At 53.6% G+C, this 20553-nt stretch carries 18 protein-coding genes; 9 read left to right on the forward strand and 9 right to left on the reverse strand.

From position 1 onward, the window contains the following. Nucleotides 1-19: 19 nt before the first annotated feature. A complete protein-coding gene (locus ACJJIK_RS13730; RefSeq protein WP_444943073.1) occupies nt 20-2413 on the reverse strand; it encodes a zinc-dependent metalloprotease in 2394 nt (797 codons plus the stop codon). A gap of 182 nt (nt 2414-2595) precedes the next feature. On the opposite strand from ACJJIK_RS13730, the gene ACJJIK_RS13735 reads away from it, so the two are divergent. Further along, nucleotides 2596-3381 (forward strand): DUF2884 family protein, encoded by a 786-nt coding sequence (locus ACJJIK_RS13735; RefSeq protein WP_444943074.1) that lies wholly within the window; start codon nt 2596-2598, stop codon nt 3379-3381. Between the two features lie 123 nt (nt 3382-3504). Here the strand turns inward: ACJJIK_RS13735 and ACJJIK_RS13740 are convergent, their stop codons facing one another. Beyond that, complete coding sequence (locus tag ACJJIK_RS13740; RefSeq protein ID WP_444943075.1) at nt 3505-4932, reverse strand: pyridoxal phosphate-dependent decarboxylase family protein; 1428 nt, start codon at nt 4930-4932, stop codon at nt 3505-3507. A gap of 262 nt (nt 4933-5194) precedes the next feature. Here ACJJIK_RS13740 and ACJJIK_RS13745 point away from each other — a divergent pair, with 262 nt between their 5' ends. Next, nucleotides 5195-5788, forward strand: coding sequence for a DUF998 domain-containing protein (locus ACJJIK_RS13745; protein ID WP_444943076.1), 594 nt, complete (start codon nt 5195-5197; stop codon nt 5786-5788). 5 nt (nt 5789-5793) lie between these two features. Here the strand turns inward: ACJJIK_RS13745 and ACJJIK_RS13750 are convergent, their stop codons facing one another. Then, the gene (locus ACJJIK_RS13750) at nt 5794-6486 is read right to left on the reverse strand and encodes an ArsR/SmtB family transcription factor (protein ID WP_444943077.1); all 693 of its coding nucleotides are present in this window, start codon (nt 6484-6486) and stop codon (nt 5794-5796) included. Between the two features lie 200 nt (nt 6487-6686). Here ACJJIK_RS13750 and ACJJIK_RS13755 point away from each other — a divergent pair, with 200 nt between their 5' ends. Next, nucleotides 6687-6917: an NIPSNAP family protein gene (locus ACJJIK_RS13755; RefSeq protein WP_444943078.1), complete on the forward strand. Its 231-nt coding sequence runs from the start codon at nt 6687-6689 to the stop codon at nt 6915-6917. Then, complete coding sequence (locus ACJJIK_RS13760) at nt 6914-7216, forward strand: antibiotic biosynthesis monooxygenase family protein (RefSeq protein WP_444943079.1); 303 nt, start codon at nt 6914-6916, stop codon at nt 7214-7216. Before ACJJIK_RS13755 ends, ACJJIK_RS13760 begins: the two co-directional genes overlap by 4 nt. Before the next feature lie 82 nt (nt 7217-7298). Here ACJJIK_RS13760 and ACJJIK_RS13765 read toward each other — a convergent pair whose 3' ends face one another. Genes ACJJIK_RS13765 through ACJJIK_RS13790 form a run of 6 tightly spaced genes read right to left on the reverse strand, consistent with a single transcriptional unit; the run spans nt 7299 to nt 13258 of the window. After that, nucleotides 7299-8459: a DUF3570 domain-containing protein gene (locus ACJJIK_RS13765; protein WP_444943080.1), complete on the reverse strand. Its 1161-nt coding sequence runs from the start codon at nt 8457-8459 to the stop codon at nt 7299-7301. After that, the gene (locus ACJJIK_RS13770) at nt 8446-8661 is read right to left on the reverse strand and encodes a DUF4266 domain-containing protein (RefSeq protein ID WP_444928873.1); all 216 of its coding nucleotides are present in this window, start codon (nt 8659-8661) and stop codon (nt 8446-8448) included. Before ACJJIK_RS13770 ends, ACJJIK_RS13765 begins: the two co-directional genes overlap by 14 nt. 4 nt (nt 8662-8665) lie before the next feature. After that, nucleotides 8666-9142 carry a TlpA disulfide reductase family protein gene (locus ACJJIK_RS13775; protein WP_444943081.1) on the reverse strand — a complete coding sequence of 159 codons (477 nt, stop codon included), beginning with the start codon at nt 9140-9142 and terminating at the stop codon, nt 8666-8668. Nucleotides 9143-9170: 28 nt separating this feature from the next. Further along, nucleotides 9171-9824 carry an outer membrane beta-barrel domain-containing protein gene (locus tag ACJJIK_RS13780; protein WP_444928875.1) on the reverse strand — a complete coding sequence of 218 codons (654 nt, stop codon included), beginning with the start codon at nt 9822-9824 and terminating at the stop codon, nt 9171-9173. Then, on the reverse strand, nt 9794-10639 hold the full coding sequence (locus tag ACJJIK_RS13785) for an outer membrane beta-barrel protein (protein WP_444943082.1): 846 nt from the start codon (nt 10637-10639) through the stop codon (nt 9794-9796). Before ACJJIK_RS13785 ends, ACJJIK_RS13780 begins: the two co-directional genes overlap by 31 nt. Before the next feature lie 3 nt (nt 10640-10642). Beyond that, nucleotides 10643-13258 carry an HzsA-related protein gene (locus ACJJIK_RS13790; protein WP_444943083.1) on the reverse strand — a complete coding sequence of 872 codons (2616 nt, stop codon included), beginning with the start codon at nt 13256-13258 and terminating at the stop codon, nt 10643-10645. Nucleotides 13259-13482: 224 nt separating this feature from the next. On the opposite strand from ACJJIK_RS13790, the gene ACJJIK_RS13795 reads away from it, so the two are divergent. The 5 genes from ACJJIK_RS13795 to ACJJIK_RS13815 all read left to right on the forward strand — a co-directional run bounded on the left by ACJJIK_RS13795 (nt 13483) and on the right by ACJJIK_RS13815 (nt 20549). Beyond that, the gene (locus ACJJIK_RS13795) at nt 13483-14709 is read left to right on the forward strand and encodes a hypothetical protein (protein ID WP_444928878.1); all 1227 of its coding nucleotides are present in this window, start codon (nt 13483-13485) and stop codon (nt 14707-14709) included. Nucleotides 14710-14712: 3 nt separating this feature from the next. Next, on the forward strand, nt 14713-17232 hold the full coding sequence (locus ACJJIK_RS13800) for a LamG domain-containing protein (protein WP_444943084.1): 2520 nt from the start codon (nt 14713-14715) through the stop codon (nt 17230-17232). Nucleotides 17233-17325: 93 nt separating this feature from the next. Beyond that, nucleotides 17326-18897 carry a hypothetical protein gene (locus ACJJIK_RS13805; protein WP_444943085.1) on the forward strand — a complete coding sequence of 524 codons (1572 nt, stop codon included), beginning with the start codon at nt 17326-17328 and terminating at the stop codon, nt 18895-18897. A gap of 12 nt (nt 18898-18909) precedes the next feature. Continuing rightward, nucleotides 18910-19908, forward strand: a complete 999-nt coding sequence (locus ACJJIK_RS13810; protein WP_444943086.1) for an FAD:protein FMN transferase — start codon at nt 18910-18912, stop codon at nt 19906-19908. 116 nt (nt 19909-20024) lie between these two features. Beyond that, on the forward strand, nt 20025-20549 hold the full coding sequence (locus ACJJIK_RS13815) for an AraC family transcriptional regulator (protein ID WP_444943087.1): 525 nt from the start codon (nt 20025-20027) through the stop codon (nt 20547-20549). Nucleotides 20550-20553 lie beyond the last annotated feature (4 nt).

A 20553-nucleotide genomic window follows, 5' to 3' on the forward strand; every position in this document is an offset into this window, starting at 1 on the left:
CCCGCTTATACATATCAGATCAGATCGGAGATCCCGGCGGCATCCCCTTAACCGCTCCGGGTTTTACTTCCAGCTTGCCCTGCTTAAAGGCGTCTATACGCTGCGCTTCATAGTAGTAGTGCGCGCTGTAGCCCTCGGGGTCATCGCCGAATAATCGCATAGCGCCGATCTCCTGGAGGAGCTTGGCCAGTTCCAAATGTGCCTTGGCCCGCACCGACTCATCCGCCTTGCTATTGCCTGCCAGCAGCATCAATTGCTCGATATAGGCGTGGTTAACCCGCTGGTGTACGCTCGCCTGTAAACCGGTGTAGCCGCCATTGTGCAAGGCCTGTGCGGTCAAGCGCTGCAACACGCCGGCAAACCCCGGCACCTCGCTGCTGCGGGCACGCTGTTGATTCATACGCGCCGCGCGCTGTGGGTCCATCAGAATAGCGAGCGTATGTCCGGCCGCCGCCTCTGCCAGGGCCACTCCATCGAAAGCAACGCCCGTATAGGCGGGGAAGCTTTCGATAGTGCGTTCGTAGCCATAGGACTTGGGCGGAATCAATTGCAAGACCCGCTCCGGCAAGGTGAGAAATTGCGGCGACAGCGTATCCAGCAGTGCATCGATCGCCCGCTGTTGTCGCTCGGCGGGCACCAGGGTGTAGCTGTTTTGTTCGGTACCGTTATAGACATAGTCATAGTCCAGGCCACCGATCAGTTTGCCCACGGCCTCCGCCTGATAGCGGTGGCCGTAGTACACCGGCACCAGGGTCTCTTCCAGGTCAGAGCGGGGCGCAGATAGCGGCGCTGCCGCTGCGGAGAAATTCTCCAGGGCGTGACGCCTCAGTTCGACCATTCGCTGGAATTCCGCCAGGGGGTCAGTGCCGTTGTCCCACAGGTGAGAGACGGCGTGGGCATTATTGATCGCGCGGGAATCCGGATCTGAAATAAAACGCAGCTTCTGCTCCCCGGCCTCGGCGATAATGCCCTCCAGGTAGTTCGCTTCATCGCCACTCTCGCCGTAACCATAGCGAATCGCCAGCTTATCCCAGCGGCCGATACCGGTAGCATAGGCATCGGCCAGATCCAGCTTACCTCCCAACAGGGAGACCAACGGAGCTGGGTAGTCCATCACCGAGGCACGCTCTTCGGTACTGGCGGCAAAGTTGTGCGCCAGCCCCAGAGTGTGGCCCACCTCGTGGGCCGATAACTGGCGGATACGCGCCAGGGCCATATCTTTTAGCTGTTCAGTACTGACCGAGTCACCGCGATAGGGCTGTACAAGCCCCTGGGCAATCAGAAAATCCTGGCGGACACGCAGGGACCCCAAGGTAACATTCCCCTTGAGGATTTCGCCGGTGCGGGGGTCGTAAACCGAGTAACCGTAGGACCAGCCGCGAGTGGCGCGGTGTACCCAATTGATCACGTTATAGCGAACATCCAGAGGATCGACCCCCTCTGGCAGCACCTCTACGCGAAAGGCATTTTTAAACCCCGCAGCGGCGAATGCCTGATCCCACCAGCTGGCCCCCTCGATCAGGGCACTGCGCACCGGCTCCGGCACCCCGGAGTCCACGTAGTAAACAATCGGCTCCACAACCTCATCGCTAGCCGCTTTCTTTTCCAGTCGGTGGCGATAGATGTAGCGCTGATCCAGCGGCTCTTCAATCGCGGTGGCGTAGTCTCGATACGCAAACGGGAAGTAACCGCTGCGACTGTGGAAGCGACGGGGTTGGTAGTCGCTATCCGGCAGCTCAATCAGGGAGATATGCTGGCGCAGAGATACTAATGTGGGCGTTGGTACCACTTCGCGCAAGTAGTTGCCCGGAGCTGCGCCGGCAAAGGTCAGCTGTGCTTCAAACTCGCTATTCTTGGGAAAGTTTTTAGTGCGGGGCAGATAAATTGCCGATTTGCTCTTATCCACACTGTAACTGCCCTGCTCCGCCCCCTTGAGACGTGCAGCGATGCCGTGCTGATCACTCAGCAGGAAAGGGGTAAAGTCCACCAGTAGGCTCTGCCCGCTCTGGGCAAGTACCTTGAAACCCCAGAGTACCGACGAGGCAAAAGCCTCCTCAACCGCACGACGCTCCGCTGCATTTTCTGATTGGGCGCGGTATTTCAGGTTCACCTGATGCAGTAATACCTTGTTACCCGCACGCTGGAATTTCACCAGCCGGCTCTCACCCACCTGGTTGCGGTCCAGGCCCACAGGGTTGGAACCCAGCCCCTGGGCGAGTCCGGTGAGCAGGAGCAGCTCGCGCTCAAACTCATCGATCTCCAATAGCACCCGGCCATTGGTCTCATCCCAGTAAAAGTTGTGGAAGCCGCCGTGCCGGTGCATGCCGGCGGTGTACTCGGCAATACTCCCAGCCTGCGCTATGGCACTGGCGATCAGGAAGCCCAGTGCGACAATGAACCTGCTTATGGACATTGAATACCCTCAATTTATTAAGTGTTATGGGCTAAAAATACCGAATAGCCGCCACAACATCCACGCCCGGCACTCAGGCGCCGGCATCTGCGGCAAAAAAACAGAAAAATTTCTGTGCCTCTGCATCCATTCGGCGATCCCGGCGCGTCCCATTGCAAAGACACACAATAGGAAACCGGCATATGTGGAAGCCAATTGCACTTTCAACCCTGATAGGCCTAGGCATCAGCACCCAGGCCATGGCCCACGATTCCCTTCATGTCGATACCAGCGACTGCAACGTATCCACAGATTACGCCATTGAGGTAGGCCCGGATTTCTTTAACGTGGGCCGGGAAAACGAGCAGTTAGTGACATTTCAGCACCCCAATCAATTATTGATCGATGGCGAGCCTTTGCCCCTCAATTCCCAGCAGAAGCAGCTGCTGCAAGAGTATCGCCAGCAATTACATATCGCCGGTCGCGACACACTGGTGCTCACTCTCGAAGCGGTCGATATTGCGATGGATGGCCTGTCCATCGCCATCAGCGCCCTCGCCGGACCAGATCACCCGGATATCCTCGAGCTGCAACAATTTTCCGCCGAGCTAATCCAGCGCACTGAAGACCGCCTCAATCAAGAGGGGGAGATCTATCAGCTGGGGGACGAAGAGATGGGTAACTATATAGAGAAAACCATCGCTGAAGAGTTTGAACCCCGTATCGAGCGCCTCGCTATGGAGTCTGCGGGAACGATTGCCTGGCATGCCCTCAAAGCCGCCTTTACCGGGGGGGAAAGTATCGAGGAACAGGCCACCGAAGAGGCGGAGCGATTAATCGAGCAGCGCGCGGAGAATATTGAGCAGTCGGCATACCGCTTGTGTACACAACTGAGCACCATCGATCAGCTGGAAACCGATCTCCACCAGTTGGTACCGGAACTCAGCCGCTACGATTTAATTAAAACTGATCCGATTAACGCCCATTAGACCCTTTGATTTTCATCCCCCCATACTTGGCCGCAATGCGGCCTCTTTTTCTATTTCTCCGGCGCTTGATTACAGCCCCTGCCAGCGGAAAAATTTTATTGTGCGGTGATACCTAGATCAGAGCTATTTAGCCAGTTGAGTCTCAGTCGCCCGGCGAATAGCCTCCAGAGTGAGGGCAATATCCCGCTCCGTAGTCGCCCAGGAAGAGACACTGAGGCGCAGGGCCGTTTTGCCCCGCCAAGTTGTCGCGCCAAACCAGCATACGCCCTCCTCCTGTATCGCCCTGACGATTTGCTGAATATCCTCCGCAGTGCCTATCGTCGCCACCACTTGGTTTAACACCACCTCATTGAGGATCTCATAGCCCATATCTGCCAAGCCCGCACATAGATGTTCGGCGTGGCGGCAACAGCGCTCGATCATCGCCGCAATGCCTTCGGCCCCCATCTCCTGAATCGCCGCCCACACTTCCACGCCCCTGGCCCGCCGGGAGAACTCTGGCACCATATCCTTAGGCGCAACGTCCACCCCCGCCTGTAAGTAGGGCGCCTGGGTTGTCATCACCGTGTGTACCGCCCCCTGCTGCCGACAAATTGCCAAGCCGCAGTCATAAGGCGTATTTAGCCACTTGTGGGCATCTACAGCCCAGGAGTCCGCCTGCTCGACCCCCGCAGTCAGCACTGACTTCGCCGGGGAGGCCGCCGCCCATAAACCAAAGGCGCCATCCACATGCACCCAGGCTCCCCTCGCTTTAGCTCGGGGAATAATTTCTGCAAATGGATCAAAAGCTCCGGAATTTACGTTGCCCGCCTGCAAGCAGATGATGGTGGTTTCATCGACCTCGGGAAATGTATCAGCCCGCACCCGACCCTGTGCGTCACAGGGTGCCTCAACCAACTGGCCGGTGCCAAACCCGAGGATAGAGAGCGCCTTGTGAACCGTGACATGGGACTGCTCAGAAACAATAATACGCAGCGGCGGCGCACCGGCGAGCCCAGTCTCCGCCAGGTTGATATTGAGCTTCTGGTAGAGCGCATTACGCGCGGCCGCCAAACACACCATATTGGCCATAGAGGAGCCAGTCGTAAAACCCACGCTGCCTGCCTGCGGCAGTGTGAGCAACTCCAAAATCCAATGTGCCGCTATACGCTCCAAGTAAATGGCCGAAGGTGCCGACGCCTCCAGAACCGCCACCTGATCCCAGGCCGCGTTCATTACCGCAGCTCCCATAGCGGCCGGGGTAGCCCCACCGACAACCAAACCAAAGAAACGCCCACCGGTACTGGCAACCGTTGCCGGGGAGCCATAGCGGTGCAGGCTTTCGATCACCGCCTCCGCCGGCTGCCCGGCCCGAGACAAGTCACGATTAAAATGCCGCAGTCTGTCGAGATCCAGCGCAGACGGACTGACTCGCCGATCCCGGATAGCGGCCACGTAATCCTTCGCGTATCGCGCTGCCAGAGATAGCGCTTTTTTAGCATCAGAAAATTTCCCGCTGTTATTACCATCCATATCCGCTTCCCTGCCCTTTTTATCAAGCTGATAGCGCATAGTAAGTGAATTTCTCCAGCAAATTTAAATAAATACAAAAGAAATAAAACAGATGCGAACAATAAGGACAAAATAGTTACACCCTTGGCAGTAAAGGGGGCTCTGGATAACGCCACAATACCTCTGCGGGCTTACGCACATAAATTCACAGCGCACCTCCCGTGCAGAGCATTTTTCCTTATGATGCAGCAATAAACCTGCTTGAAATCAATTTTTTTCAGCGCTATCTTCTCTTCCAATAGAGCCAACCTGGACCAGTAAAGTGTTTGCTTACTTTGGAATTATCTCGTTTGTATGGATGGTGGCCGGTGTCACTTTAGCGGGAATAAAATACACCGGTTATAGCCACTCAAAACAATTCTGTAGTGAGCTGGGCGCAACAGGAAGTCCGACGCAAAAATTCTCCCCCCTCATTAACAACTATCCGCTGGGTCTATTCTTCTGCTTATTTGGCCTACATATACTGCAAATTGAACAGGCTTCTATTCTACTTACCCTCATTGGAAGTTTAATTATTATTCACGGAATTGGGACCTGGGTTGCGGGCTATTTTCCCATGGATGCAGACCCCTACACCCAAAACCCCAGCCGTGCATGCCAGATACACTCCTGGGCGGGCATGTTTATGCTGCTATCATTACTGCTTGCCCCACTGCTTAGTATTTTCACTAATGACTTCTCAATGGGCTTCAGACTATTTAGTGCCACCTGTTTATTCTTCGCTATCTATTTTACGGTTACCTTAAAAAAGGCCTACGAACAGAAAACCAACCCCGGTTTGCACCAGCGCCTCAGCTATGCCGCACAGCTAATATGGCTGGCCGGGCTCTCTGCCAACCTGGTATACAGCGGATAGCTCGCCTAGCACAGCCTGGCCGGATCAATTTGATAGCGCTTAGAGAATTGTGTGATTCCCCTTTCGGAAAAAGTAATCACCCTCGAATCCGGTCTTCTGAGCGCCCACTGCTTAGCCAGGGCATCTTCAAGTATCCATTGGCCCAAGCTGCCGGCCAGGTGGCTTTTTCTTTCACTCCAGTCCAGACACGACTTACACACAGGGCGCTTGCGCTGCTTCAAACTATCTAGCGCCGCTCCCTGCTTCTGAAAAAATAGCTCACCCTCTTTGGTTAGGGAGGTTTGCTGTGACTCCTCAGTAAGTATTTCAGCGCTCAGCAAAGCCTCGTATAGTAGAACACCGGTGACCCCGGCTAAGTGGTCATAACAGATGCGGGATTTTCTTAAATCGGGATCAGCGGGCCCCGTAGTTATTTTTTGCGGCCCCAGGGAGCTACTCAGGTTAAGTAACATCTCTAGCGCCTCGGCAACCCGGTAACTCGCCAGCTGAAAGTACTTGTGCCTACCCTGCTTGCGTACGACCAAGAGCCCACTCTCTACCAGCTTGCACAGGTGGCTGCTTGCCGTTTGCGCAGTCACATCTGCCTCGCAGGCCAGCTCTGTCGCTGTCAATGCCTGTCCACTCATAAGTGCCATCAGTATTTTTGCGCGCGCCCTATCCCCTATCAGATTGGAGATCACCGAAATATCAGGTTCCATAGTTACCACCACAACAGTTCGTTGGCCATCGAAGTATAGAAAATCAAATCCTCTAGAATGCCAGCAAATACTGAATAGAGGCAACTGAAATGAGCGTAACTTGTTTTATCGAATACAAAATCGACCCGTTTAAGATCGATGCTTTCCGCCAGTACGCTGAGAACTGGGGTGAAATTATTCCCGCCTGCGGCGGGTAACTATTGGGTTATTTCCTCCCCTCCGAAGGCACCAACTTCCAGGCCTTCGGTATTATCAGTTTTACCAGCTTGTCTCACTACAAGCAGTATCGACAGCGATTAAAACAGTCCCCCCAAGGCAGTAAAAATTTTGAATTTGCCAAAAGAGAACAATTTATTCTTGAAGAAAGGCGCAGCTTTTTAAATGTCGTGCCAGAAACCTACCTAAAAGCATCAGGGGAAAATAAGGCATGATTGTCGTCATATTTGAAGTTATACCAAAAGCGTCAGGAAGGGATAAATACTTGGCCATAGCCGCAGAGCTAAAGGAGCAACTGCTTCACTTAGATGGCTTTATTTCGGTAGAGCGGTTTCAGAGCCTCAACCAGCCCGACAAGCTGTTATCACTCTCTATTTGGCGGGATGAAGAATCTGTGAAGAACTGGAAAAATAACAAAGAACATTGGCAGGCGCAAAACCTGGGTAAAAATCAGCTGTTTGACAGCTATCGTATAAGAATAGGAGAAGTGCTTAGAGATTACTCCCAGCAATAGGAAGATACGCAACTTTCTCAATGGATGAAGCCTCTGCGCCCCGTTCTTACATAAAAGAACAAAATAACAGAGGCTTCTATCCCTAGAAACGAGCAGACCAAAATAAGCGTATTACATTGGCCGAGAAGCTATAGGCCGGTTCATCCCCAGGGCTGATCAATGTGTCGGCACCGTGCACAGTGACATCGAGAAAATCCTCATAATCAAACAGGATATGGTCCCAATAAAGGTTAATCGTATTCCGCTGTTTCAATACGGACCAACGCTTCGGCAACTCATAGGAAATACCAAAACCAAGGGCCAACGTTGTGTAATTACTCAACTCTTTATCCCGCGCGCGAAAGTTGGTGGCATTGAGATAGGGGAAAAGATCGCTATAAAAATCTGCGCTACTCTGCTGGTAATAGCGAATCTTCCCCTCCAAAACCCATTCATCGCGCTCCTTCCACGGATGGATATAACGGAACTCCACGTTATCTGCAACAACCCCCCAGCTATCTGCATAGCGGCGGTACTCCCCTTTGATTGCCGCACGGTAGGGCAGACGGTATTTAGCCCTCAAGGCAACTGCATCGCTATTGCGCGTAGTGGGATAAACCTCCGCCTGATAACTAAAGCCACTACCAGATGCTTCATCGAGATATCTGACACTGCGATAGGGGTTGTTGAGAAAGCCTTCATCGGCCACCGTTTCCACACTTAATTCAGCGATCAGCTTCTGGGTGAGAATCTGATTCCAGCTGAGTGCATAGCGGCGATGCTGCGCTTCCTCCGCAAAATTTTCATCGCCGTTGCGGAACACATCATCGCTTCCGTAGCTGACGCGCAAGCCGATGGTACTCAAATCCCCAAAGAAACCCTGACTGATAGCGAAAGCTATGGTCTGCGCCTCATAATCATTCTCGGAACTGTTGGTGTAACCCATACTGATGGTAGTTTTATCCACCAAATAGTCTGCCCCCAGGGAGAACTCATCCCGCTGCTCAGTGTACTCACTGGCTGTCGCCTCCACATCAATAGAGGCACCGGAAATCATATCCACATAGTAATTGGCAGACAGGGAGATATTGTTGCCGAGATTCTTACGAATCAGTACTGAGGGTCCATCAATGGTCACACCTCCACCGCTATAGGCGTGATACATATTGTCGGCCCGCTCTTCGGGAAGAACAGCGGCAACAGCAATCACCGGCCCTAAAAATAACCAAGCACCCCAGCGCGATAGGAGTTTAGTTACAGCCACATCCACCTCCACTGCCGCCTTCGGCTCCACGCGCAGCTTCACGGGCTTCGTAAACGTGGTTCATATAGCGAGCAGCTACCGGGTCCTGCTCAAATCCCATAATGGGATCGGCGAGAAATTGCCGCTCATAGGGGGCAACCCAGGGATTAATGGTGCAACCTGTACTCATCAAGAGAGCGCAAACTAGCAACAGTGCACGCATAGCGCTACTCCCGAATCAATTCCTTAATTATTTTTTTATAGGCGGCTTCATCACCATCGCGATAACCTTTGTGAATATAGCGAACATTGCCATCCCGATCGATAAATACGCTGCTGGGCATAGCGGCAACGCCATACATTTTGCTCACCTCTCCCCTGCCATCAAACAGGATGGGAAAATCCACCGGAATTTTTGCCAGTAGCGCGTCGGCATCTTTACGCTGCGCATCCACATTGACTCCCCAAACCTGAAAACCCGCTGCGGCATAGCGCTCGTGTAATTGATCCAGCAATGGCATTTCCTGTCGGCAAGGGCCGCACCAGGAGGCCCAAAAATTCAGCATAATGACATCCCCGCGCTGCTCCGCGAGTCTTAGGTTTCCGCCCTGGTTGGAACTCAGGGTAAAATCTTTCGAGGGCTCAGCGGCGTAGGCCTGCGACACCGATAAAAGCACCGTCAATAAAGCGGCCAGGTATTTCATGAAAGAGTCCTTGTTATTTATTGATTATCTAAAAAAAGAGGGTAAACCCCAATTGGGCGGAAAGATTATTGGTAACTTGTGCTTCGCCAAATAATTCATGCTCAAAAACATGATCGCGCACATCCAGGCGAACGGCGAGCCAATCGTTGGCCAGCATTCTCACCCCAGCACCAAAGTTGTAGGTGAAGTGCTCTTCGTCAGCAAAGGAGGTGTTCCCCACACCGCCCACAACATAGAAGTTGGCATTAAAAGCCCAGTCATCAAAGACAAAGTACTCGCCCTGGAAAACATTCCAGCCCACAGAAGTATTGTAATAACTGAGATCGCGCTGCTCATCGGTCAATAGTGGCGCGGCACCGCTCAAGCGTTCAAAGCTGGATTCACCCAGCTCAGTCTGTGCATAGGTGGCCTCAATAAAGAAATCTTCACTGATATGGTAGGCCGCTGAGGTGCCATAGAGGGTATTCGAGCCGAAATCCTCGACGTTGATAATGCCGGCAAATAGGCCGATTTCTATATTCTCACTATCAATAAGGGCATCGCGTATCTCCCGCCGTTCCAAGTCAGGTGCGATAATATCTGCAAGTGCATCATCCCCCTGCTGGGCACTACAGACCTGAGTCCCGACTAGAGCGGAAAGGGCGGCAGAGCCTACAGATATACGTCGAAACCAAGTTTCCACTCGACTATCTCCTGATTATTTTCCTGCGTGGTAAGCAAGTAGTGATTGGTGTATTCCGCTCTGAGGGCAAAGCGCCGCGACAGGTAAGTGCGCAATCCAAGCCCCGCCAGCATGCTTGTATCCTGCCGATCTTCACTGGCGACAATCGTGGCATTTGGAGAGGTAATATTTACCCCAGCGCCCAAAACAAAATAAGGGGAGACTTTCCAGTGCGGGAAGGGCTGGTGCACCATCGCCAACTGATACACTTGGCTGTCTGAATAGGAACCCACCGCCTGGGTCGCACGTAATTCTGTAGATAAATTGGCGGTAAATTGGTAGCTCAGACTGAGCCCCAGAGAATTCGCCCCGGCAAAATCACCGTAGCTCAAACCCAGATAAAAATAACCGTCATCAACGTCGGAGAAATCGGGCAACGGCACCCGGACAATTTCGCCATTCTCGCCGTAGATTTCCCGCAGATCATCGACTTTTACCCAGCCACTTTTACTGCGCGCAGTCAGCACTTTTACCCAGTCAGTGCGGCGCTTAAGCAACCAAATTTTCTCACCGTATTCCGCCACATAGAAAATGGGATAACTGCGGCCCGGGCCCCGGTAAATATTGATAAATGTATTGCCCACTGTAACCAGTTCAGCATCCTCAGGGCCTTCACCTTTATTTTGCTGTTCAGCCTCACGCAACGCTTCTGGTGGGGTTTCAGCTGATACAGCAGATTCCAGCAACGCCTGTTCGGAAGAGGCCGCCCGGGCAACAACAAGAAGCCATATAAATAGCGAGAAACGACCGATAAAATAGCGGTGTAATTTCAACATGGTTTAATCTGCCGGTGCCGCAAAAGGATCGTTATAGTACTGAGCGCCAATATCAAACCACTCGGCAATCAAGCGCAATTCGGCATCGGCTAAATATCCCTGGTGCGAACCGCCTTCAGCAAAAAGGGAAAAAAACGAGCTCTCAAGTGCCGAGCCCGCCAAGGGAGAGGAAATATTGACGGTGACCATCAGCGGAATTGGATCACCACTGCTATCGAGCAGCAGCTCACCGTCTTCATCGACTTCGTAAACAGGGTTGCCATCATTGTCATACTCCTGCACAAGTCGCGCTGTTAATACGCCATTGAGCAATTCCAGTTCGGCACGATCAGCCACCAGATCCGAATAGGAGATAAACCAGGCATCGTTAACCGAAGAGGCCGAGGTGGTGAGATCTAATTGTCCAGCGGGAATCTGTATGGCTCCAGCGGCATCGAGCGGGGAGTGACAAGCGCTACAGGTATAATCATCGATCACCGCACCAGTACTATCCAGTACCTCGCGGGATAAGTCCCATAGCGGCTGAATATGCTGTTCATAGTGAATAACGATTCGGCAGCTGCTGTCCCACTCCGTTAAGCAGGTGGTATCTACCGGTGCCTCGGTGCTCAAATCACTGTATGACAGCAGTAGCTCATCATCCTTGGCGCGCAGCGCTGTATCTGTCCACAAATCAGTAAAATGCAGATCCCCTTCGAGTTCAGCCTCACCGGTGTAGCGGGCCAATAGCTGGGCCATGGTCTCGCCCATTTCCGCCAGTAGCGCAGGCTCAGTATTGGCAAATGGTGCAGACGAAGTAGGCGCGCCATCCCAGGCGGAATCCAATTGCATATCCGTACGCCCATGGGGAATTTCGCTATCGCCACTATGGCAACCGTTGCAGCTGCGCACTTCTCCCGCCCGCAGCTGTAACCAGTTGTTGTGCGCATCGAAAATACGCTTGCCATCCGCATCCACTACAGAGATTGCCAGGGGCATATCTGCTGGAATTTTTACCCTGACGGAACCGTCGGGTTGGATAGGGGTATATCCCAGTATTTCCCGCATACCCCAATTACCGTTGCGGCCAAATGCGGCTCCATCGAAGTCGAGAATATCATCGTCGGGAATGCCCACGGCCTTGGAAACTTTTAAAAATCGTGCGGGCCGCAGGTCTGCGGTGGTCTGGGCAGGATCTGCCAGGGCTTCGATTCCGACAATATCTTCACCATCAAAATCGTAAACGCTGCGAATATCCAGGATGCCAACCGCTTCCTCGACCAGATCTGCATCGACATCGACTCCGGCAACGGGATCTGGGATATAGGTGGGCTCGCTGCGGGGCTCCAGAGTCACCCCTTCAGAAATCATTTCCCCCTCCTCCACAACAACAATGGGAAGTTGCGTGCCGGCAATATAATCGTAAATCCACAGGCCGTAGAGTGGGTCCGCCAATTGGACCTCTTCCTCTTCAGCAACACTGTCAGGGCAGGTCTCCAGCAGCTCGGTTTCCCCGTTAATAATCCGGCACTCACTCCAGGTTACCAGCAGGCGACTGGTGCCATCGTAGAACGGCCAGGCGGAGGCAAAAGTGCCGTGTGGAGAAATAGTATCGTCGGTGGTGACATCCCCGACACTGATAGAGGCCTGTCCGACCATTTCGCCGCTTTGCTCCGGCTCACTGTAGGCTTCGTGATAAACAATTCCGTCGATAGTAACGAGATCGCCCCCATAGGTGAGCCCCGAGGGAGCGCGCAGCGTCACCAACAGGCGGCCATCGGGCATTTCATGCGGGCGATTGAAAACCGCCTCGGTGTCTTGCGTACCGGTGTTTTGACTGTGATAACCGTAGTAAACCGCCAGATCAGAGCCATCTGGATTGACGCTGTAAAGACTTAATTTATCGATACCTGCCGTATTGTCCCAGCGATTAAACAGGATGCGTCCATCACTCAGCACAACGGGATTCAAATCGTGACTCTGATTAAACGATATCTGGGTAATATCGCTTCCGTCCGCCTCCATCACATGAAGGACAAATGCGGGCTCCTCGCGGTTTTCGGTCAGAGCCGAGAATTGCGGTTTATCGTCATCCAGCAGTAGAGCTCTGGAGCGCCGCTGCCGTGTAGAGGAGAAAACAATGCGCCCGTCGGGTAAAAAGGCCGGGGCGATATCCTGGCCCTCTTCTGCGGTTAAATCTGACTCAATTACCCGATTGAGTTCTCCTGTCTCGGAGTTGTATACCCAGATATTCCAGGTGGGCTGCTCGTCATCATCGGCATCTTCAATTTCCGGTGCCCGCATCGCAAATATAAGCTGACTACCATCGGCCGAAGTGTTCAGGTCTTTAACATCGTAATCGCCGTCAAAAATATCTGCACTAATAACGGTTTCTGCGGCACTGGCGGTTGCGCGATCTTTTAAAATCAGCTCGGCACCGGCAAAAAACTCCCCGGGTTGATAAATATTGTCCTGAAGCAGGCTGCCATCATCGCCACTAGTTAACTGGCGCCGCACAAAGGCAACGGGATAATCTTCCACGACGGGATCTTCGGCCTGGTCTTCATCACCACTGGAGCTGCCACCGCCACTACACGCCGCCACCAGGAGCAAAAGCGGCACCGCACGCAAACATTTCATTTTTGTTATCCACCGGGGTTTGGTACGAGCAGCGCTCGCCTTTTTGTGCTCTTCGCCTGAGAACTTTTTTATACGGCTTTGACCGCTGAGGGTAATTCTCGCAAGTTGCGCACAAAAAGTTTGCCAACTGGGACGCAAATATTAAAAGTCACTCTGACATTATTGAAATCTGCTTTTAGACTGCTTCGCCACATCCCAGTGATCTCACCGACAAAAATAGTCCAATGAAAAATAATTCGTCTCGAGCGCGTGTATTCCGGCTCACCACGGTAACGGCACTGCTCGGAGTAGGTCTGTGGAGTAATTCTGCCCTATCCGCATCACAGGACCAGGCCCTGCAAATTCACAACCGCCTCACCGGCACCATGCCCAGTGAAAGCGTATTGTTGGATATGGCAGAGGATATTGAGAACGGCGATCCTACCGCTGCGGCATATACCGCAATGGAGGACGATGCCTTCTACAATGTCACGTTAAAAAATCTGGCCACCCCCTGGACCAATGAGGAGCAGGATGTATTTGAACCATTAAACGATTACAGCGCGACGGTGATCGGTATGGTTCGGGACGATATGGATTTTCGCCAGCTGTTGTCGGCCAATATTCTCTATATCGGCGATATTTCCGGGCTGCCCGCCTACAACACCGGCAACAACAACCACTACGAAACCCTGGAGGCCGGAGGTTATTCCCTACAGGACAACCTGGTGCAGGAAACCCAATCCTCTCTAAACGGTCTGCCCGCAGATGCCACCGCCGGCGTTCTCACCAGCCGCGCTGCGGCCAAGGCATTTTTTAGCGCTGGAACCAATCGCGCTATGTTTCGCTTCACCATGCTCAATCACCTGTGCAATGACATGGAGCAGGTGCAGGACACCTCGCGCTCGCCGGATCGAATCCGCCAGGATGTAAGCCGCAGCCCCGGAGGCGACAGCCGCGTATTTCAAAATAACTGTATCGGCTGCCACAGCGGCATGGACCCCATGGCCCAGGCATTTGCCTACTACGACTATGTATACGATGCGGACAATGATCCCGACGGTGAAGAGGGAGTCCTGGACTACAACACCGCAGGCGATATCGACCCCGAGACCGGCAGCCGCGTCAAGGCTAAAAACCTGATTAACAGCGGTAATTTCTCCCACGGATTTATCACTGACGATGATAGCTGGATTAACTACTGGCGCGAGGGAACCAATATGCACCTGGGCTGGAGCGACGACCTGTCGGGCAGTGGCAATGGAATTAAATCCCTGGGAGAGGAGCTGTCCAATAGCCGCGCTTTTGCCGAGTGCCAAGTGACTAAAGTTTTTCATCAGGTTTGCCTGCGCGAGCCGGAAGATGCCAGCGACCGCGCACGTATAGAAACGATAGCCGACGACTTCAGCAATACCGGCTACAAACTCAAGCAGGTATACGCAGACACTGCGGTGTACTGTGCGGGAGATTAAAAAATGAAACTCTATAAATATCTCCCAGTGGTAGAAAATTCACTGACAGCTCGCACACTGAGAATGGCCTCACTATTTTGCGCAGCGCTGGCTCTCAGTGCCTGTAGCGGCGGCAGTGGGGAAGGCACTGAAACTCAGCCAGACACCAGCGACAGTGATAGCACCGCGTCCTATTCCGGGCCAGATCCTGAGACTGATGACGTCAACCAATACAAGCTCTATATCTGGGATAACCTGGCAGCGACAAATCGCTGCGGCAGCTGTCATATTGAAAATAATCAGAGCCCGCACTTTGTGCGCGGTGACGATATCAATGCGGCCTACGATGCCGGCCGCGAGTTGATTAACCTATCGGTCCCCGATGAATCCCGCCTGGTAACCAAGGTCGGCGGTGGGCACAACTGCTGGCTTTCCAGCGATGATGCCTGCGCGGAAATTATTACCAACTATATCGAGGAGTGGGCGCGAGCCAGCGGCAGCCTGAGCAATACAATTAGCCTGGTCGCCCCGGTCGAGCGCGAAGTGGGGGCCAGTAAGAGCTTCCCCGAGTCCAGCGGCAGTTTTAGCTCCACCGTTTATCCCCTGCTGCGCAGCTACTGTGCCGACTGTCACAGTGAAGATGCGACGACGGCACAAACACCCTACTTCGCCAGTCCCGATGTCGATCTCGCCTACGAATATGCCGTCAGCAAGATAAACCTGGACTCCCCTGCCGATTCGCGCTTCTCCGTGCGCCTGGGCAGTGAATATCACAACTGCTGGGATGACTGCGCAGATAACGAAGCTGAGATGACCGATGCAATCCAGGCCTTCGCCGATACGATCAGTCTCACCGAGGTAGACCCCGACTGGGTTATCAGTAAAGCGCTGCGTCTTACCGACGGCATTGTGGCCAGCAGTGGCGGGCGTATCGAGAGCAATGCCATCGCTCTTTATGAATTTAAAACCGGCAGCGGCACCACGGCCTACGACACCTCCGGGGTGAACCCGGCGATCGATCTCGCCCTGTCCGGCGATGTGGAGTGGATCGATTCCTGGGGACTGCAATTAAAAGGCGGCAAAGCGCAGGGGGCTACCGCAACCAGCAGCAAGCTCTACGATACCCTCAGCGCCACCGGCGAATACTCCATCGAGATCTGGGCCGCTCCCGGCAATGTCTCACAGGAGGGCCCGGCGCGCATCGTCACCTATTCCGGCGGCGATGATATCCGCAACTTTACTCTCGGCCAGGAGCAATACAGCTATACCGTGCAAAACCGCAACGACAACACCGATGCGGACGGTATGCCGTTCCTGGCAACGGATGATGCCGATCAGGTTGTACAAGCCAGCCTCCAGCACGTAGTGGCCACCTACGACCCCATTAACGGACGCAAGCTCTACGTCAACGGTGCCAATACCGGCGAGTTGGACCCCAGCGAAGCCGGTTTGCTCTCCACCTGGGACGACACCTTCGCCCTCGCTGTAGGCAGTGAGGTCAGTAACGGCAACAGTTGGGAGGGCTCCATTCGCCTGCTGGCAATTCACTCCCGCGCGCTGTCGGAAGAAGATATCGCCACCAACTACGAGGTCGGTGTCGGGGAAAAATATCTGCTGTTATTCAAAGTTGAAGAGCACACCGGTATTGCCGAAAGCTATGTCATGTTTACCGTGCAGCAATTCGATAATTATGCCTATCTATTTAGCGAGCCCACCTTTGTCAGTCTCGATGAGAGTGTCGACCCATCCGGGGTCGCCATTGAGGGGATGCGTATCGGCATTAATGGCCGCGAAGCGGAAGTGGGCCAGGCCTGGGCCAAGTTGGCTACCGCTGTCGACGATAGCTATGTAACCGGCGAGGGTCAGCAACTGTCCAGGCTCGGAACCATTATCACTCTGGACAAGGGCCCTCTCGACGACGAATTTTTCCTGACCTTCGAAAAAATCGGCAGCGAAACATATAACCGCGTGGAGGCCACGCCAGCGGAACCGTCTGAGGCCGCCGACCTGGAACCTCAATCCCGCATAGGTCTGCGCCGCTTTGAACAGATCCATGCAAGCCTGTCCCAGGCAACAGGAATTTCTATGGCCCACCCGGATATCTATGAAACCTGGGAAACGGTGAAACGCCAACTGCCGGTAGAAAGTGACATCGAAGGATTCCTCGCCGCACAGCAAATGGGCATCACCCAACTGGCGGTGAAGTATTGCAGCACTCTGGTGGACTCCAGTGATCGCAGCAGTTATTTCAGCGGGTTTGATTTCAGTGCCTCCGCAGATACCGCCTTCGACAGTGCCAGCAAGCGCGCTCAGATTATCGACCCGCTGATGGAGGGATTGCTGGGCCACGAGATGAACTGGCACGACGGCAGCGTCTCACAACTTGCCAGCGCACCAGACCTGGCATTGGTAGAGACAGAACTGGATTCACTGATCGACACCATGACAGCCTGCGCCAGCAGCTGTGATGCCGACCGCACAACAACCACAGTGAAAGCCGTGTGCGCCGCCGCAATGGGTAGCGCCATGATCCTGATTCACTAATTACAGCAAAACAACAGCGGCTTTAGCGGCAACTCGCCCAGAGCCGCATCAGAATAAATAACCGGCATACCGAACACTTTACCCGGGAATATTATGAGCAAGAAAAAACATTTTGATCTGGACCAGCCCCTGCGGCATCCGGACCACCACCGCCCGGTAACACGTCGGGATTTTCTCGCCCAGGGTTTTCGCGCGGGTATGGCAACAGTACTGGGGGGCTCTGTATTCAGTTTGTTTGCCGACCCCCGCAGTGCCCATGCGGCCCTCTCCTCAGACCTGGAGGCACTGCGCCAAACCAATGGCGGGCCCTGTGATGTCAGTTCTTTCGGTGCCGGAAAAATTCCTTTTATTTGTTTCGATCTCGCCGGCGGCGCCAATATCGCAGGCTCCAATGTGCTGGTAGGCAAACAAGGCGGGCAAATGGATTTCCTCGGTACGGCCGGCTACAACAAACAGGGACTCCCCGGCGATATGATTCCATCGCTGGGCGATGAATTTATCAATACCGATCTGGGTCTCGCCTTCCACAGCGACAGCGGCATGCTGCGCGGTATCCTGGAAAAAATCAGCAGCGGCACCGCATCGGCGACAAATGGTGCGGTGATTCCCGCACGCTCGGAAAACGACACCGGCAACAACCCCCACAACCCCATGTACGGTATCAACCAGGCCGGTGCCAATGGTTCGCTGCTGGCCTTAATCGGCTCCAGCTCCAGCGATTCCGGCGGCAACTCTATGGCTCCGTCCGCCATGATCAACCCCGAAGTGCGGCCAACCAAAGTAGACCGCCCCTCAGACGTTACCGGCCTTGTGGACGTGGGAGACCTGGTGGGCCTGCTCAGCCAGGAGGACACCGTTGCGGTCATGGAGTCTATGTACCGCATCTCCGAAGCAAAACTCAGCAACGTCAATACTCAAATCAGCACCGATGCCGTTATTAAAGATCTGGTGCGCTGCGGTTATATGAAAAGTGCCGACCTAGCTGATCGCTTCGGCAACCCGGCCAATTTAAACCCGGAATCCGACCCCGATATCGTCGGCCCCTCCGGTGTATTTACCAGCTCAGAGCTGAGTAGCGACAGCGAGTTCCAAAAAACTGCTTCCGTGATGAAGCTGGTCGTCAATGGTTACGCCGGCGCCGGCACTATCAGTATGGGCGGTTACGACTACCACACCGGTGACAGAGCTACTGGTGAACTGCGCGACCTACGCGCCGGACGCTGTATCGGCGCCTGCCTGGAGTATGCCGCACGCCGCAACCAGCCGCTGATGATCTACGTCTTTAGTGATGGTTCTGTTTTCTCCAACGGCATGTTGGACGACTCGGTAGAGGGGCGCGGCAAAGGCGTCTGGACCGGTGACGACCAGCAGACCGCCGCCTCATTTTTCCTGGTGTACAACCCGGCAGGGCGGCCGCAGTTACTCGGCAGTAGCGTAGACGAACAGGCAATTCACCAACAGCTCGGCTATATGCGCAGCTCCGGTGATGTAGAAACCACCTCCACTCCCGCAGCCAACAACGTTAACTTATTGGTGGAGACGGTAATACTCAACTATATGGCCCTGCACGGGGAGCAAGGTAATTTCTCCACGCTATTTCCAGACCACGGACTCGGCGATAGCACCTTGCAAGACAGCATGACCGCCTTTGCCCCCATTGTGTAACCTGGATAAGTAATGCTCCGCTGTATTAACACACTATTACTCTGTGCGGCGACACTGTGCGCTATTCCCACGGTAGCCGAGTGGCACTACGCCGAACGCGCCATTATGGGCACCCAGGTGCGCCTGCAACTTTGGCACCACGATGGTAATGAAGCCGAGCATCTTATTGAGGAGGTTATGGCGGAATTCCAGCGCCTCGACAACCAGCTCTCGCCCTACAAGAAAAACAGTGAACTCTCACTGGTAAACCGCACGGCTGGCCGGGGTAACGTCAATATTTCCGCAGAACTCAGTAACCTTATTGATAAATCCCTGTGGTTTAGCCAGCTTACCGACGGCGCATTCGATATCAGCTACGCCACCCTGGGCAAGCACTATGATTTCCGCCAGCAAAAACAGGCCGATGCCCAGCTGACAGACTCCCTGTTAGCCGCCCTGAATTACCGCCACCTAAAACTGAATAAAAAATCCAACACACTGCGTTTTAGCCATGAGGACACCAAAATAGATCTGGGTGGAATCGCCAAGGGCTACGCGGTCGATCGAGCGATTGCGATCCTTGAACAGGCAGAAATTTGCTGTGCCAGTGTCAGTGCCGGTGGCGATGCGCGTATGCTCGGCGATAAACGCGGCCAACCCTGGTTAGTGGGTATTCGCCACCCCCGCGAGAAAAGCAAAAATGCTGCGGTTATCCCCCTGCGCGATATCGCTATCTCTACCTCTGGAGACTACGAACGCTATTTTATTGATGAACATCAGGATAGGGTCCACCACATTTTTAATCCATCCACAGGAAAACCTGCCGCAACTTCTGCAGAGGATACCGATAAGTTGATCAGTGTCAGCATTATTGGCCCCCGGGGTTTTGACACCGATCCCCTTTCGACCAGTGTGTTTGTTCTGGGGAAAGAAAAGGGCCTGGCATTGATCAATCGGTTGCCGCAATTTGAAGCCGTTGTTATCGATAGTAACCGGAAACTATTTTTCAGTCGCGGTTTGGAGAATCTTTAACTATTCCATTTTAGCCATATAGAAAATTTGCCAACAAGATCACACCAGATCGTTGATCCCCTGACATAATTTGCGCCGACCAAAGAATAATGCCAATCCCCATCAAAAGGTCTGCCATGCGACGCCCTCTTCAGTGCTTTATTTTCTTTATCGGCTTTTTTGCCTCGCTGCTTGTGCAGGCCCAGCAAAGCGATTTCTCCGCAGAGAAATTGGAAGAGTTAAAGCGCGATGTACTCAAATTAAACCGGGATTTATTAATTCTTGAAGAGGATTTGCTCTATCCCGCACAAAGTCAAATCGCTTTTTATGTCTCTATGGATGTGGGCCACTACTTTACTCTGGATGCGGTAAAGCTCCACATTGATAACCAGCTAAGTGCGAGCCACCTCTATACCGAACACCAGCGGCAAGCGCTGATTCGCGGCGGTATCCAGCCACTGTACAAGGGCAACCTGAAATCCGGTGAATACACCATTTCTGCTTTTGTCACAGGTCTCGGACCCGAAGGGCGCGAATACAAGCGGGCGGCCAAGTTGGAATTTAATAAAACGGACGAGCCCGCCGTCATCGAACTGGTCATCTCAGACAACCCCGGCAAGCAACAGCCGGAGTTTGAGTTAGTACTGTGGCCAACGCCCTAATTAG

It is taken from the genome of Microbulbifer regidiadema (SeqCode), from assembly GCF_052466995.1.